Source organism: Bradyrhizobium sp. SHOUNA76, assembly GCF_023006445.1.
Classification (GTDB): Bacteria; Pseudomonadota; Alphaproteobacteria; order Rhizobiales; family Xanthobacteraceae; genus Bradyrhizobium.
Genome location: NZ_JALBHA010000167.1, coordinates 1 through 11,738, shown reverse-complemented (window position 1 = coordinate 11,738; position 11,738 = coordinate 1). Strand labels below are relative to the sequence as shown.

The following is an 11,738-nucleotide window of genomic DNA, read 5'->3' as shown; positions in this document are numbered from 1 at the left end:
GGCGGGCTTGGCGGGTGCCGCAGCGGGCTTCGCTGCGCCGACACCATCGGTGATCTGGCCGAGCAGCGCACCCACGGCAACGGTCGCGCCATCGGCGGCGATGATCTCGCTCAGCGTGCCGGCGGAGGGCGCCGGGACTTCGATGGTGACCTTGTCGGTCTCGAGCTCCACCAAGGGCTCGTCGACGGCGACGGGATCGCCGGCCTTCTTGAACCAGCGGCCGATGGTGGCCTCGGTGACGGATTCGCCGAGCGTCGGCACACGAATTTCAGTCATGGTCTTTGTCCTTAGGGATCGCCAATGCGGTCATAAGTGCGGATGCCATCGCCTGCGAAAAGCAAGCCATCCAGCAAACCGGACGCTCGTACACTGCACGGACGTCACGGCGTACTGGATGCCCCGCTCCAGTGCGCTGGTTGCGCACGAGGCGGGGCATGACGCAGTTCAAAAAGTTCAGCTCAGTGCTTCGTCCAGGAACGCCTTCAACTGCGCCTGATGCTTGGACATCAGACCCGTGGCGGTCGCAGCGGAAGCGGCGCGGCCGACATAACGCGGACGCCGGCTCGCGCCGTTCACCTGGTTCAGCACCCATTCCAGATAGGGCTCGATGAAGTGCCAGGCGCCCATGTTGCGCGGCTCTTCCTGGCACCACACCACTTCGGCCTTCTTGAAGCGCGACAGCTCGGCCACCAGCGCCTTCAGCGGCACCGGATAGAGCTGCTCGACGCGCATCAGGTAGATGTCGTCGATACCGCGCTTCTCGCGCTCCTCGTAGAGGTCGTAATAGACCTTGCCGGAGCACAGCACGATGCGGCGGATCTTCTCGTCGGGAACGAGCTTGGTCGCCTCGCTCGGCTGCATCTGGGCGTCATCATAAAGGATGCGGTGGAAGGTCGTTCCCTTCGCGAGCTCCTCGAGACGCGACACCGCCCGCTTGTGACGCAGCAGCGACTTCGGCGTCATCAGGATCAGCGGCTTGCGGATCTCGCGATGGAGCTGGCGCCGCAGCACGTGGAAGTAGTTCGCCGGCGTGGTCGGGTAGACCACCTGCATGTTGTCTTCGGCGCACATCTGCAGATAACGCTCGAGGCGCGCCGAGGAATGCTCCGGCCCCTGGCCTTCATAGCCATGCGGCAGCAGGCAGACCAAGCCGGACATGCGCAGCCATTTGCGCTCGCCCGAGGAGATGAACTGGTCGAACACGACCTGCGCACCGTTGGCGAAGTCGCCGAACTGGGCTTCCCAGAGGGTCAGCGTGTTCGGCTCCGCGAGCGAGTAGCCGTATTCGAAGCCGAGCACGGCTTCTTCCGACAGCAGCGAGTTGATGACCTCGTAATGGCCCTGCTCGTGGCCGAGATGGTTGAACGGCGTGTAGCGACTCTCGTCTTCCTGGTCGATCAGGACGGAATGACGCTGCGAGAAGGTGCCGCGCTCGGAATCCTGGCCCGACAGGCGGACATGGTGGTTCTCGTTGAGCAGCGTGCAGAACGCCAATGCCTCGCCGGTCGCCCAGTCGATGCCGGCGCCGGTGTCGATCGCCTTGGAGCGGTTCTCCAGGAAGCGCTGGATGGTGCGGTGGGCGCGGAAACCGTCCGGCACCCTGGTGATCTTGCGGCCGATATCCTTCAGCTCGGCGATGTCGACGCCGGTCACGCCGCGGCGCGCATCCTCTTCCTGGTCGGCAATCTTGAAGCCGGCCCACTTGCCGTCGAGCCAGTCGGCCTTGTTGGGCTTGTAGCCGGAGCCTGCCTCGAGCTCGGCATCGAGCCGCGCACGCCAGTCGGCCTTGGCCTTGTCGACCTCGCCCTCGGTCAGCACGCCTTCGCTGATCAGGCGGCGGGCGTAGAGCTCGAGCGTGGAGGGATGGGCCGCGATCTTCTTGTACATCACCGGCTGGGTGAAAGCCGGCTCGTCGCCTTCGTTATGGCCATGCCTGCGGTAGCAGAACATGTCGATGACGACCGGCTTGTGGAACTTCTGCCGGAACTCGATCGCGACCTTGGCCGCAAACACGACGGCTTCCGGATCGTCGCCGTTGACGTGGAAGATCGGCGCGTCGATCATCTTCGCCACGTCGGACGGATAGGGCGAGGAGCGCGAGTAGCGCGGATAGGTGGTGAAGCCGATCTGGTTGTTGACGATGAAGTGCACGGAGCCGCCGGTGCGGTAGCCCTTCAGGTCGGACAGACCGAAGCATTCAGCCACCACGCCCTGGCCGGCGAACGCGGCATCGCCGTGCATCAGCAGCGGCAGCACCGAGATGCGCATGTCCGGCGGATCGCCGTGCTGGTCCTGCTTGGCGCGGACCTTGCCGAGCACGACGGGATCGACGATCTCGAGATGCGAGGGGTTGGCGGTCAGCGACAGATGGATGCGGTTGCCGTCGAACTCGCGGTCCGAGGACGCACCGAGGTGGTACTTGACGTCGCCGGAGCCTTCGACCGCATCGGGGTTGGCCGAGCCGCCCTTGAACTCGTGGAATAGCGCGCGATGCGCCTTGCCCATCACCTGGGTCAGCACGTTGAGGCGGCCGCGATGCGGCATGCCCAGCACGATCTCCTTCACGCCGAGATTGCCACCGCGCTTGATGATCTGCTCGAGCGCGGGGATCAGCGATTCACCGCCGTCGAGGCCGAAGCGCTTGGTGCCGGTGAACTTGGTGTCGCAGAACTTCTCGAAGCCCTCGGCCTCGATCAGCTTCATCAGGATGGCGCGGCGGCCTTCGCGGGTGAACGAGATTTCCTTGTCCGGACCCTCGATGCGCTCCTGGATCCAGGCCTTCTGCGCGGCGTTGCTGATGTGCATGAACTCGACGCCGAGCGTCTGGCAGTAGGTGCGCTCGCAGATCGCGGTGATCTCGCGCAAGCTGCCGTATTCGAGACCGAGCACGTGATCGAGGAAGATCTTGCGATCGAAATCGGCTTCGCTGAAGCCGTAGGTGCGCGGGTCGAGCTCTTCGCGGTTGCGCGGGGCCTCGATGCCGAGCGGATCGAGCTTGGCGTGGAAGTGGCCGCGCATGCGGTAGGCGCGGATCAGCATCAGGGCGCGGACGGAGTCGCGCGTCGCCTGGAGCAGGTCGGCCGAGGAGAGACCGGCGCCCTTGTCGCCTCCCTTGGCCTGCGCCTTGGCCGCGATCTTGGCACCGACCGCCTTCTCGACCTCGGCCCAATTGCCGTCGAGGGCGGAGGTCAGGTCATCCTGCGGGGGCAGCGGCCAATTGGCGCGCTCCCAGGACGGGCCCTCGGCGTTTTTCCGGACGTCCGCAGGCTGGTCGTTCAGGCTCTTGAAGAACTCCTGCCACTCGGCGTCGACCGAGGACGGGTCCTTCTCGTAGCGGGAGTAGATTTCGTCGATGTAGGTGGCGTTGGTGCCCTGCAAAAAAGAGGACAAGGCAAAGGCTGCGTTCGCGTCCTGGCGAGACATACTGGAGTTCCTGGCGATTTCGGTTCGCGCATAATAAACGGCGCTGGCACCGAGCTCCCCGGCAGAGGCTCGGCGCGACAGGCACCCTTTACCCTATTTGCTGCGAAACTTCGCCCGGAAAAGTACGAAGAAGTGAATTAGCCCTTCAACTTTTCGGCAAGCGTATGGCCGAGGCGGGCGGGAGACGGGGACACTGTAATCCCTGCCGATTTCATCGCGTCGGTCTTGGAACCGGCGTCACCCTTGCCGCCCGAGATGATCGCGCCGGCATGGCCCATGCGGCGGCCGGGAGGTGCGGTCACGCCGGCGATGAAGCCGACCATCGGTTTCTTGCGGCCGCGCTTGGCCTCGTCCTTGAGGAACTGGGCAGCGTCCTCCTCGGCGGAACCGCCGATCTCGCCGATCATGATGATCGATTCGGTCTTGGGGTCGCCGAGCAGCATTTCGAGCACGTCGATGAACTCGGTTCCCTTGACCGGGTCGCCGCCGATGCCGACCGCGGTGGTCTGGCCGAGGCCTTCCTGGGAGGTCTGGAACACGGCTTCGTAAGTGAGCGTGCCGGAGCGGGAGACGATGCCGACTGAGCCGGTCTTGAAGATGTTGGCCGGCATGATGCCGATCTTGCACTCGCCGGCGGTCATGACGCCCGGGCAGTTCGGCCCGATCAGGCGCGACTTGGAACCGGCCAGCGAACGCTTCACCCGCACCATGTCGATCACGGGAATGCCCTCGGTGATGCAGACGATCAGCGGGATCTCGGCGTCGATGGCTTCGCAGATCGCGTCAGCCGCGCCCGGCGGCGGCACATAGATCACCGATGCATCGGCGCCGGTCTTCTCACGCGCCTCGCGCACGGTGTCGAACACCGGCAGGCCCAGATGCGTCGCGCCGCCTTTGCCCGGCGAGGTGCCGCCGACCATCTTGGTGCCGTAGGCAATCGCGGCCTCCGAGTGGAAGGTGCCGTTCTTGCCGGTGAAGCCCTGGCAGATGACCTTGGTGTTCTTGTCGATCAGGATGGACATGAGGTCTGCTTTCGCGAACTAACGAGTGAGAGGTCAGTGGATGCGGCGGTAGACGCCGGTGAGCACGTCGGCCCAGCCTTCCGCGTCCGGCGAGAACTGGATCTTCAACGAATAGGAATTGTCGTCGATGATCTCGTAGACATGGCGCGCATTGCCGCGGAGCGAGCCGCGCACCAGCGTCAGGGTCTTGCCGACCCAGCCGCCGGAGGCGGGCGAGGGCGGCGTGTAGCCGAGCGAGTCGTACCAGAACAATTTGTAGGTCCGGTCGTCGCGGTCGAAAGTAAAGATGCCGTGGGTGGCAAAGACCTGCTTGCCGTCGCGCATCTGGACACCGTCCTGGATCAGGTAGAACCCATTGAGATCCATGCGCGCGACTGTGCGCGATGTCGCCGGCCCGCCCGCCGTCCAGCGCGACGGGAAGACCACCTCTTCGCCATCCCATTCGCCGGCGAACGCTGCGAGACGCGCGTGCTCGGGAAGCGGAGATGATGCGGCGAGATGGTCCTGGGCCATGGCCTTAGCCTCCCTTGACGGCCTTCACGATCTTCTGCGCGGCGTCGTCGAGATTGTCGGCCGGCACCACGTTCAGTCCGGATTCACGGATGATCTTCTTGCCGAGCTCGACATTGGTGCCTTCGAGGCGGACCACCAGCGGCACGCTGAGGCCGACTTCGCGAACCGCGGCCGTGACGCCCTCGGCGATCACGTCGCACTTCATGATGCCGCCGAAGATGTTGACCAGGATGCCCTTCACGTTGGGATCCGCGGTGATGATCTTGAAGGCGGCCGCGACCTTCTCCTTGCTGGCGCTGCCGCCGACGTCGAGGAAGTTCGCCGGCGCCATGCCGTAGAGCTTGATGATGTCCATCGTCGCCATGGCGAGACCGGCGCCGTTGACCATGCAGCCGATGTTGCCGTCGAGCGTGACGTAGTTGAGGTCGTATTTCGACGCCTCGATCTCCTTGGCATCTTCCTCGGTCTCGTCGCGCAGCGCGAGCACCTCGGGATGGCGGAACAGCGCGTTGTCGTCGAACGACACCTTGGCGTCGAGCACGCGGAGCTGGCCCTGCTTGGTCACGACCAGCGGGTTGATCTCCAGCATCGACATGTCCTTGGCGACGAACGCCGTGAACAGCTGGGCGGTGAGCTTCTCGGCCTGCTTGGCGAGATCACCGGAGAGCTTGAGCGCATTGGCAACCGTGCGGCCGTGATGGCCCATGATGCCGGTGGCGGGATCGACCGAGAAAGTGACAATCTTCTCGGGCGTGTTGTGCGCGACGTCCTCGATGTTGACGCCGCCTTCGGTCGAGACGACGAAGGAGACGCGCGAGGTCTCGCGGTCGACCAGGAGCGAGAGATAGAATTCCTTGTCGATGTCGGAGCCGTCCTCGATGTAGAGGCGGTTGACCTGCTTGCCGGCCGGGCCGGTCTGGATCGTCACCAGCGTGGCGCCGAGCATCTGCTTGGCGAATTCGGAGACCTCCGCGGCCGACTTGGCGATGCGGACGCCGCCCTTGTCGCCGGCCGAGGCTTCCTTGAACTTGCCCTTGCCGCGGCCGCCGGCGTGGATCTGGCTCTTTACCACCCAGACCGGACCGGGCAGCGCCTTGGCGGCGGCTTCCGCGTCCGCGGGCTTCAGGACGGGCACGCCCTTGGAGATCGCTACGCCGAACTCGCTGAGCAGCGCTTTGGCCTGATATTCATGGATATTCATATGGTCGCTCCCTGAACCCGCGGGCGGTGACCTCTGGGGCCCACCTCAGTCTTGTGGCTGGCATACCATATACCACAGGAACTGCAACCTGGATTCTTTGACATCGATCTCTGGACTGCCGAACCCGGAACCCGCCAAGCCTTCAACACGTGATGCAGCCAGGCCCCGGAAATGAAACCGCCGAAGACCGGGTTTCGGTCTTCGGCGGGGATTGTTGCGCCTTAGCGGCCGAGAAGATCGGGGGCGATCTTCTTGCAGGCGTCGACCAGGCCCTGCACCGCGCCGACCGACTTGTCGAAAGCCTCGCGGTCCTTGCCGGCGAGCTCGATCTCGACGACGCGCTCGACGCCCTTGGAGCCGATCACGACGGGCACGCCGACATACATGTCCTTCACGCCGTATTCGCCGTTCAGGTACGCGGCCGAGGGCAGCACGCGCTTCTTATCACGCAGATAGCTCTCGGCCATCGCGATCGCGGAAGCGGCCGGCGCGTAGAAGGCCGAGCCGGTCTTGAGCAGGTTGACGATCTCGGCACCGCCGTTGCGGGTGCGGTCGACGATCTCGTCGAGACGCGCCTGCGAGGTCCAGCCCATCTTGACGAGGTCGGGCAGCGGGATGCCGGCGACGGTGGAGTACTTCACCAGCGGGACCATGGTGTCGCCATGGCCGCCGAGCACGAAGGCGGTGACGTCTTCGACCGAGACGTTGAACTCATCGGCGAGGAAGTAGCGGAAGCGCGCCGAATCCAGCACGCCGGCCATGCCGACGACCTTCTTGTGCGGCAGGCCGGAAGCCTTCTGCAGAGCCCAGACCATCGCGTCGAGCGGATTGGTGATGCAGATGACGAAGGCGTCGGGCGCGTACTTCTTGATGCCGGCACCGACCTGCTCCATGACCTTGAGGTTGATGGAGAGGAGGTCGTCGCGGCTCATACCGGGCTTGCGCGGCACGCCGGCGGTGACGATGCAGACCTTGGCATTGTCGAGCGCCTCGTAGGAATTGGCGCCGGTGTAATGCGCGTCAAAACCGTCGACCGGCGAGGACTGCGCGATGTCGAGCGCCTTGCCCTGCGGCACGCCCTCGGCGATGTCGAACATCACGACATCGCCCAGTTCTTTCAGGCCGATGAGGTGAGCCAGCGTTCCACCGATCTGACCGGAGCCAATCAAAGCAATCTTGTCGCGCGCCATGTGAGCCTGTCCTTTAGACACGTAAGGAGGGGAAAACTGAGAGGGTGGTTATCCCTTTCGCTTCCCCCGTTCAAGTCGCCGGATGCCCATTTGTCAGGCTTGCCGCGAGAGCAGCCATACCGGGTCCGTCATTCCGGGAAGCGCCGACAGGCGCAGGCCCGGAATCCATCGGGCAGCAGAAAATTGTGGCGCGATGGATTCCGGGCTCGCGACTTCGTCGCGCCCGGGAAAATGACAGCGCTGACAAATAGGACTTAAGTCTCCACCAGACCTTTGGTGGAGCCGCTTGCGGTGGAATCCTTGCGGCCGTGAGCCAGCGCCAGATAGGATTCCGAGCTCATCTCGATCAGGCGCGACGCCGTCCGCTTGAACTCGTTGGCCTCGTTGCCCTCGTCGGCGAGGTAGAGCGAAATCGGGTTGGCATCGGCCGAGGCCATCAGCTTCACGGCATTGTCATAGAGCGTATCGATCAGCGTGATGAAGCGCTTGGCGGCATTGCGCTGGGAGAGATCCATCACTGGAATATGGTCGACCAGGATGGTGTGATAGTCGTGCGCCAGCCTGAGGTAATCGGATGCGCCGAGCGGCTTCTCGCAGAGGTCGGCGAACGAAAACCGCGCCACGCCGTGAGCCGAGCACGGTACGTGCAGGATGCGGCCCTTGATCGAAATATCGCGCGACCTGCATTTGGCGCCGCCCGACATCCGCGACCAGGCGCGGTCGAGCGCGGCATCCGCATCGCTATTCGCCGGCGTCAGCCACATCGGCACGCCCTGGAGCTTCTCAAGCCGGAAGTCGGTGCGTGCATCGAGCCGCGCGACGTCCATGCGGTCGGTGATGTTCTTGATGAAGGGCAGGAACAGCGACCGGTTGAGGCCGCCTTTGTAGAGATCGTCGGGGGCGACGTTGGAGGTCGCGACCACGACGGTGCCGAGCTCGAACAGTTTTGCGAACAGGCGTCCCAGGATCATCGCATCCGCGATATCGGTGACGTGGAATTCGTCGAAGCAGAGCAGCCAGCTCTCCTCGAAGATCGCATTCGCGGTCAGCGCGATGACGTCGCCGTCGGCGATCTCGCCGCGCGCGATGCCCTGGCGATAATCGTAGATGCGCTCATGCACGTCGGCCATGAATTCGTGGAAATGCGCGCGCCGCTTGTGCTCGACGGATGAGTGCTGGAAGAACAAATCCATCAGCATCGTCTTGCCGCGACCGACCTCGCCGTGGATGTAGAGGCCGCGCGGCGCCTCATCCTTGTCGCTGCTGAACAGGCGGCTGAGCAGACCCTGCTTGCGCAGCGGCCTGTAAGTAGCGAGGCGCTGGTCGAGCGCCGCATAGGCCTCGGCGACCTCGGCCTGCGCGGCATCCGGCTCGATCGCGCCGGAGGCGATCTGGGCCTGATAGGCATCGCTGAATGGGGAACTGGGGGTCGAGAGCATGGCCCTTTACCGCCAGAGACCGGCGGAAATTGCAACCATGTATTGGCGCAACGGGTTATGCGCCGATTCCTAGGATTCGGTGATCAGTTGAAACGCCCAAACCCGTCCCCGGGCCTCCTTACGCCCCTCTCATCTTGCCTTCTGTCGAGGTAGAATATACCTATTGAGGAACCCAGGAACCTCGACATGGCGCTGAGCATCAAGGACCCCGAAACGGAGCAATTGGCGCGGAGTCTCGCGCAATTGACCGGCGAGAACATCACGACCGCAACCAAGCGCGCCATTGAGGAGCGATTGCGCCGGCTCAACGCTCAAACACGCAAGGACGCGTTGCTTGAGGACATGGCCGAGATCAGGCGGCGCTGGAGCGAAATGCGCGTCGTGGACGACCGCACGCCCGAGGAAATTCTCGGATATGACGAGAATGGATTGCCTCGCTGATGGTGATCGATACATCGGCGATCGTGGCGATCGCACTCAATGAAGCCGAGGCGCCGGATATTGAGCAACTGATCGTCGACGATCCGATCCGCCTGATCTCTGCGGCGACGGTGCTTGAAGCAACGATGGTGATCGAGACGCGGCTGGGTGATGCCGGCGGGCGTGAGTTCGATCTTTGGCTCGTCAAGATCGGCGCCGAGATCATTGCGGTTGATGCCGTGCAAGCCGATGCAGCACGGCGCGCCTGGCGGCGCTACGGGAAGGGGCGACACGCCGCGTCGCTCAACTACGGTGATTGCTTTTCTTATGCGCTGGCCATGTCCCGCGGCGAACCTCTGTTGTTCAAAGGCGAGGACTTCGCGAAGACGGATGTCAGCCGATCAGGCGCGACGCCGCTCCGTTAACGCGGCAGGGTGCAGCGCTACTCACACAGCTCGTACGCATCCTCGACCACATACGGGCCGCCACCCGTCGATGCGCGTGAGGAGAACAGCACGAAGCGCTCCGCCATGAACGCCTTGCTCGGGAAGTAGCCGCGCAGCGAGAGATAGTCGGCGACGTCGCGGTCGGTGGCGTCGTGCAACCGGGCCAGCGTGACGTGCGGAATGAACTTGCGCCCCTCCGGGTTGAGGCCGATCCGCTGCATCATGCGCTCGAGCTCGGCCTGCAATTCCATCAGCGGCTTGCTAGGCGCGATGGTTGCGACCACCGCGCGCGGCTTGCGTCCGCCGAAACTCTGCAAACCCTGCACTTTCACCTCGAACGGCTTGCGGTCGACGCGAAACAGCATCGAGGCGATCTCGTTGGCGGAGACGCCGTCTATATCGCCGATGAAGCGCAAGGTGACGTGATAATTTTCGGGATCGATCCACCGGGCGCCGGGAAGGCCACCCCTCAAGTTGGAAAGCGACTGGCCGATCTCGGCCGGAATTTCCAGACCCGTAAACAAACGCGGCATCGTTTCGCACTCCCGATGCTTGGGTACAATCCCTGAGCAGGATCATATCCAAATTAGAGCCGGCGACGAATCACCGGTACCCCGATTCCTATCTCAGTTGTGTGACTCTGCGAAGCTTGGCCCGCGTTACCCCGGTAAAACCCTGGGTATGAAGGTTGGCGCTGCCTGCATTTCAACTTCGTTGCCCAGCGATCGTGCCAATGAATGCCTCCACCGTGGGCATGATGTTGCCAACGATGATGTCGACGCCGGCCGCGGTCGGATGAATGCCGTCGGCCTGGTTGAGCTTGGCGTCGGCGGCGACGGCATCGAGGAAGAACGGATAGAGCGGCACGTCGAATTTCTTCGCAAGATCCGGATAAATCGAATTGAAGCGCGCGGCATAATCGGCGCCGTAATTTGGTGGCGCCAGCATGCCGCACAGCATAACCGGAATCTTGCGCGCCTTGAGCCGCTGGATGATGTCGGTGAGCGCGGCGCGCGTCAAATCGGGATCGATGCCGCGCAGCGCATCGTTGGCGCCGAGCTCGACGATGACGCCCTCGGTTCCTTCCGGCACCGACCAGTCGAGCCGGTCGCGGCCGCCGGAGGCGGTGTCGCCGGACACCCCGGCATTGGTCATGTCGACCGCTATGCCTTTGGCCTGCAAGGCTTTTTGAAGTTTTTGAGGGAACGCCTCCTGGGCCGGGAGGCCGAGACCGGCACTTAAGGAATCGCCGAGAACCACCAACTTGATCGGCTTGGCGGCCGGCTGTGCCTGTGCCGACGCGTTTGTCGCAATCGTCATCAAAGCGAGCATCAACACGGCTATGTGCATGAACAATCCGTAACGCCTCTCGACCGCGCTATCGGAGTTGCCATATGACCGGACCATGGACACTCGCATCGAAACCTCTTCGCTCGCCGCTGCCGCGGACACCATCGCCATCTCCAACGTCAATCTCTCATTGGGTACGGGCGCGGCACGCGTTCACATCCTCAAGGATATCAGCCTGCGGGTCGCCTCGGGCGAGACGATCGGCCTGATCGGCCCGTCAGGCTCGGGCAAATCCACGCTGCTCATGGTGATGGCGGGGCTGGAGCGTCCTGATAGCGGAGAGGTGGTGGTCTCAAGCACGCCTTTCAATGCCCTCGACGAGGACGCGCTGGCCCGCTTCCGCGGCCGCCAGGTCGGCATCGTCTTCCAGTCCTTCCATCTGATCCCGACCATGACGGCGCTGGAGAACGTCGCCGTGCCGCTCGAACTCGCCGGCAATCCGGACGCCGCAAGGCGCGCGGCGCAGGAGCTGCAATCGGTCGGACTTGGCGATCGTCTGCACCACTATCCGACGCAGCTCTCCGGCGGCGAGCAGCAGCGCGTGGCGCTGGCCCGTGCGCTCGCGCCCGATCCCGCCATCCTCGTTGCCGACGAGCCGACCGGCAATCTGGATGAGGCGACAGGGAAGCAGATCGTCGATCTCCTGTTCAGCAAGCATGCCGAGCGGGGCATGACGCTGGTGCTGGTCACGCACGATTCCTCGCTCGCGCAACGCTGCGATCGCGTGATCCGCC

At 63.9% G+C, this 11,738-nt stretch carries 12 protein-coding genes; 3 read left to right on the top strand and 9 right to left on the bottom strand.

Translation table 11 applies throughout. The features are described from left to right. From MOV74_RS18665 to zapE, 7 genes are all read right to left on the bottom strand, one after another. The coding region (locus MOV74_RS18665) for a biotin/lipoyl-containing protein (RefSeq protein WP_309486815.1) at positions 1-276 on the bottom strand (276 nt) is incomplete at its 3' end. A 177-nt stretch (positions 277-453) separates the two neighbouring features. After that, positions 454-3,423, bottom strand: a complete 2,970-nt coding sequence (locus tag MOV74_RS18660; RefSeq protein WP_246925381.1) for a 2-oxoglutarate dehydrogenase E1 component — start codon at positions 3,421-3,423, stop codon at positions 454-456. A gap of 137 nt (positions 3,424-3,560) precedes the next feature. Next, a complete protein-coding gene (gene sucD, locus MOV74_RS18655) occupies positions 3,561-4,445 on the bottom strand; it encodes a succinate--CoA ligase subunit alpha (protein ID WP_094890720.1) in 885 nt (294 codons plus the stop codon). Positions 4,446-4,478: 33 nt separating this feature from the next. Then, entirely contained in the window at positions 4,479-4,958 is a 480-nt protein-coding gene (locus tag MOV74_RS18650) for a DUF1579 domain-containing protein (RefSeq protein WP_246925379.1), read from the bottom strand. A 4-nt stretch (positions 4,959-4,962) separates the two neighbouring features. Next, positions 4,963-6,159, bottom strand: coding sequence for an ADP-forming succinate--CoA ligase subunit beta (gene sucC, locus MOV74_RS18645; protein WP_246925377.1), 1,197 nt, complete (start codon positions 6,157-6,159; stop codon positions 4,963-4,965). Positions 6,160-6,380: 221 nt separating this feature from the next. After that, positions 6,381-7,349, bottom strand: coding sequence for a malate dehydrogenase (mdh, locus tag MOV74_RS18640; protein WP_008145224.1), 969 nt, complete (start codon positions 7,347-7,349; stop codon positions 6,381-6,383). A 254-nt stretch (positions 7,350-7,603) separates the two neighbouring features. Next, positions 7,604-8,788 carry a cell division protein ZapE gene (gene zapE, locus MOV74_RS18635; RefSeq protein WP_246925374.1) on the bottom strand — a complete coding sequence of 395 codons (1,185 nt, stop codon included), beginning with the start codon at positions 8,786-8,788 and terminating at the stop codon, positions 7,604-7,606. A 186-nt stretch (positions 8,789-8,974) separates the two neighbouring features. Here zapE and MOV74_RS18630 point away from each other — a divergent pair, with 186 nt between their 5' ends. Both MOV74_RS18630 and MOV74_RS18625 read left to right on the top strand, forming a co-directional pair. Next, the gene (locus MOV74_RS18630; RefSeq protein WP_246925371.1) at positions 8,975-9,229 is read left to right on the top strand and encodes a type II toxin-antitoxin system VapB family antitoxin; all 255 of its coding nucleotides are present in this window, start codon (positions 8,975-8,977) and stop codon (positions 9,227-9,229) included. Beyond that, positions 9,229-9,633 carry a type II toxin-antitoxin system VapC family toxin gene (locus MOV74_RS18625; protein ID WP_246925368.1) on the top strand — a complete coding sequence of 135 codons (405 nt, stop codon included), beginning with the start codon at positions 9,229-9,231 and terminating at the stop codon, positions 9,631-9,633. Before MOV74_RS18630 ends, MOV74_RS18625 begins: the two co-directional genes overlap by 1 nt. A 17-nt stretch (positions 9,634-9,650) precedes the next feature. On the opposite strand, the gene thpR is transcribed toward MOV74_RS18625, so the two are convergent. Further along, positions 9,651-10,187, bottom strand: a complete 537-nt coding sequence (gene thpR / locus MOV74_RS18620) for an RNA 2',3'-cyclic phosphodiesterase (protein ID WP_246925364.1) — start codon at positions 10,185-10,187, stop codon at positions 9,651-9,653. A gap of 172 nt (positions 10,188-10,359) precedes the next feature. Then, the gene (locus tag MOV74_RS18615) at positions 10,360-11,004 is read right to left on the bottom strand and encodes an arylesterase (RefSeq protein ID WP_246925383.1); all 645 of its coding nucleotides are present in this window, start codon (positions 11,002-11,004) and stop codon (positions 10,360-10,362) included. A gap of 55 nt (positions 11,005-11,059) precedes the next feature. Between MOV74_RS18615 and MOV74_RS18610 the strand changes: the two genes are divergently transcribed. Next, a partial coding sequence (locus tag MOV74_RS18610) for an ABC transporter ATP-binding protein (RefSeq protein ID WP_246925361.1) occupies positions 11,060-11,738 on the top strand: 679 nt, incomplete at its 3' end.